The sequence below is a fragment of the Pseudoalteromonas sp. TAE79 genome (assembly GCF_000498015.1).
Taxonomy (GTDB): domain Bacteria; phylum Pseudomonadota; class Gammaproteobacteria; order Enterobacterales; family Alteromonadaceae; genus Pseudoalteromonas.
The window spans coordinates 1-3,808 of sequence record NZ_AUTL01000009.1 but is presented as its reverse complement, the minus strand read 5'-3'; the positions used below and the strand labels follow the sequence as shown (position 1 = coordinate 3,808).

Here is a 3,808-nt window from a genome sequence, read left to right as displayed (position 1 = left end):
CCCGCCAGTACAGGGTTTATATTAATTGATATTGCTCTAGCTGGATTTCCATATAAAGGGATGGCCTTTGTTGATGCGCTGCGTCATTTAACACTCCCTACTATTGTATTGGCCATGTATCCAACCACGGTATTAGTGCGCTTTACTCGCGAGTCTATGCTTAAGGTAATGGATCAAAACTTTATTAAAACAGCTAGGGCAAAAGGCCTTAACCGCCGTCAACTTATCATGCACCATGCACTGCGTAATGCTCTACTACCGGTAATTAAGCAAATTGGTTTGCAATTTAGCACCTTGATAACACTTGCGATGATTACTGAAGTTATTTTTTCTTGGCCGGGTATTGGCCGATGGTTAATCGATAGTATTTATCAGCGCGACTTTCCTGCAATTCAAGGCGGATTAATGGCGGTGTCTTTATTTGTTATTTTAGCCTCTATTACAGCTGAGCTTACTTACACTTTATTCGATCCACTCTCGCGGAATCAGGCCCATGGCAAAGTTTAATTTATTTTCTGAAGAGTCGAATAAATCGCCACTTGCGCGATTTTGGCGCAAATTTAAAAACAATCACCCAGCTTTGGTTGGTTTATGGATATTTATGGCGTTTGCATTATTGGCCGCCACAGCTCCTTTTTTAGCGCCCTATGGCGTAAACCAACAGCATAGTGATGCACTACTCATACCGCCCTCATGGCGAGAAATGGGCGATGTACGCTTTATTTTAGGCACCGATGATTTAGGCCGTGATGTACTCTCGCGCTTAATGAATGGTGCAACATATACGTTTGGACTTTCTGTTGTAGCTGCCCTAATCACGACCCTGTTTGGTGTATTAGTGGGGACTTTTGCAGGGATTAGTAAAGGGTTGCGTTCAAGCTTTTTAAATCATTTACTTGATATAACACTTTCTATTCCTTCTTTGTTATTGGCCATAATAATAATCGCCATACTCGGTCCTGGTTTAATGAATACCGTATGGGCAATTATTTTAGCGTTACTACCGCAATTTATTCACTCGGTGCGCAACCTAATTGTTGATGAATTAAGTAAAGATTACATTACTGCGTTTAGACTCGATGGCGCATCTAATTGGCATATAATATCGCGCGGTATTTTCCCTAATATTTATGAGCATATTGTGGTTATATTCACGATGGCGCTTTCTACTGCGATATTAGATATTTCAGCACTGGGATTTTTAAAATTAGGGGCTCAGCCACCAACGACCGAATGGGGCGCAATATTAGCCGAAAATCTAGGCCTTATTTATTTAGCGCCGTGGACTGTAGCGCTACCTGGTGTACTGTTATTTTTAGCCGTGTTATCTACTAATTTAGTAGGCGATGGCCTGCGACAAGTGCTAAAAGCACGTAAGGCTGATTAAATGCAATTACTCGATGTTCGTAACTTAACAATTGAACTACGCACCTCTGAAACTGTAATTAGAGCTGTAGACAGAGTGAGCTTTAGCTTAAAAGAAGGTGAAGTACATGCGCTTGTGGGCGAGTCTGGCTCTGGCAAAAGCTTAATAGCAAAAGCGATTATTGGTGTATTAAACGAGCGCTGGGATATTACTGCCGACCGTATTCATTGGCGCGGCGTAGACTTAATGCGTTTAAGCCCAGAGAAACGCCGTAAAATAGTAAGCCAAGATATAGCGATGATCTATCAAGACCCAAGTCGCTGCCTTGACCCAACCGCTAAAATATTTGACCAAATTGCCGAAACACTCCCAGAGGTCGCAACTAAAGGTTTCTTTTTAAAACGCAACCGAGAGAGAAAAGACAGAGTAAAAGCGCTTATTCATAAGGTGGGTATTAAAAACCACGAAGCGGTACTAAGTAGTTACCCTCATGAGCTCTCTGAAGGCGTATGTCAAAAAGTAATGATTGCGATGGCCATTGCTCGCACGCCTAAACTTTTAATCGCTGATGAGCCCACTACAGCGCTTGAGAGCACAACTCGCGCACAAGTATTTAGGTTACTAAAAAGCTTAAATCAACTTAAAAACATGTCTATTTTGATGATCTCTCATGAACTGGAAGAGATTGCACATTGGTCGCATGGCATTCATGTTTTATATTGCGGGCAAATGGTTGAAGCAGGCCCAACCCATGAAATATTTAAACAGCCTCGCCATCCATACACGCAAGCATTACTAAAAAGCTTGCCAGACTACGAGCAAGGCTTAGCACATAAAGAACCTTTTTATGCGCTTAAAGGGACTATCCCTACCCTGCAACATTTGCCCATTGGCTGTCGCCTTGGGCCGCGTTGTCCGCAAGCACAAAAAGCCTGTGTGGTTACACCAGCCCTAACTAAGCATCATGGTCATAGTTATGCGTGTCACTTCCCGTTAATTAAGGACATGAAGTAATGCAACCACTGTTAAAAGTACAAGCACTTTGTAAAACCTTTAATGTGCGAGCTGGGCTTTTTTCACGTAAAAAGTTTGAAGTCCTTAAAAACATTTCATTTTGCGTAGGTAAAGGTGAAAGCATTGCCATAATTGGCGAAACAGGCGCAGGTAAAAGTACGTTGGCAAAACTACTTTCAGGAGCTGATAGCGCTGATAGCGGGCAAATTTTGCTCGAGAATAATATTATCGAAGATAATGGCGTACGCGATAATCAATGTCGCCATATTCGTATGATTTTTCAAGATTCTGCTGCATCGCTCAACCCGGGCTTAACCATTGGCGAAATGCTTGATGATTGCCTGCAATATAATACTGAACTTGATGCTAGTGAACGCACTGAAAAGATTGATGCAACGCTTTCTAAGGTGGGTTTGTTAATCGATCATAAACACTACTACCCGCATATGTTTAGCGTGGGGCAGTTACAACGTGTAGCGTTTTCTCGTGCATTAATTTTAGATCCTAAGGTGATTGTACTTGATGAAGCTGTTTCGTCTTTAGATCCCTCTATACGGGCGCAAATAGTAAACTTGTTACTTAAGCTGCAGCGCGATACAGGCCTTACGTATGTGATGATCACTCATCATTTAAGTTTAGTACGTCACATTAGTGATTTTGTAGTTGTACTTGATAAAGGCGAAGTGGTTGAATACGGTCCTACTGAAGATGTTTTTCAAAACCCTCAATCAAAAGTAACGCAGCGTTTATTAAGCTGCTAAAGCAGATTATAAATACCTAACTTTTTTGTAAGGTAACCGTATTTAACTAGGTCTTCTTGTTAATTGTATTTAATTAACAAGAGATCTCATGCTTAAACAAAAGTTACTACTTAGCCTTTCCCCATTACTCCTTCTATCTGCCTCAGCTATTGCTGATACAAATTGGGTTGGTGGCGTTGATCATTTAGGTTTAACCGTATCAAACTTAGATGCATCCAAAGCATTTTTTTACTGATGTACTTGGCTTTAAAACGCTAGGGAATGACCCAGCCTATCCTGCTTATTTTTTATCAAACAATAAAATAACCATTACATTATGGCGCGTGAAAAACGATGCAAAACGTGTGGAGTTTAATCGAGCAGAAAATGTGGGCTTACACCATTTAGCACTCAGTGTTGAAAGTATCAAAAAGTTAAGCGAGCTACATGAACACTTACAAATGCAAAATAATATTATTATAGAGTTTGCACCCGAAAACTTAGGTAGCGGCCCAACCCAACATATGATGATAAGAGAGCCTAGCGGCAATCGGATTGAGTTTATTGCCAGAGGTAATTAAAAGACAATAAAGAAAGGCGCTTTAAAAGCTGTCTCTTATACACAAATCCCTGCTAAGAAATTAGCGGGGATTTTTTTGAACTAAATCTCAATGTCATGATCAGATCT

General features: G+C 40.8%; 4 protein-coding genes and 1 pseudogene. All 5 read left to right on the top strand.

The features are described 5' to 3' along the window. A partial coding sequence (locus L655_RS0100160) for an ABC transporter permease (protein ID WP_024595335.1) occupies nt 1-507 on the top strand: 507 nt, incomplete at its 5' end. Then, nucleotides 494-1,387, top strand: coding sequence for an ABC transporter permease subunit (locus L655_RS0100155; protein WP_002958337.1), 894 nt, complete (start codon nt 494-496; stop codon nt 1,385-1,387). The genes L655_RS0100160 and L655_RS0100155, both read left to right, overlap by 14 nt. Next, nucleotides 1,388-2,380, top strand: a complete 993-nt coding sequence (locus L655_RS0100150; RefSeq protein ID WP_002958338.1) for an oligopeptide/dipeptide ABC transporter ATP-binding protein — start codon at nt 1,388-1,390, stop codon at nt 2,378-2,380. It begins immediately after the preceding gene. Beyond that, nucleotides 2,380-3,141, top strand: coding sequence for an ABC transporter ATP-binding protein (locus tag L655_RS0100145; protein WP_002958339.1), 762 nt, complete (start codon nt 2,380-2,382; stop codon nt 3,139-3,141). The genes L655_RS0100150 and L655_RS0100145 overlap by 1 nt, the downstream gene beginning before the upstream one ends. Before the next feature lie 88 nt (nt 3,142-3,229). Beyond that, nucleotides 3,230-3,701, top strand: a pseudogene (locus tag L655_RS01000000124805) (VOC family protein). Nucleotides 3,702-3,808: the final 107 nt, after the last annotated feature.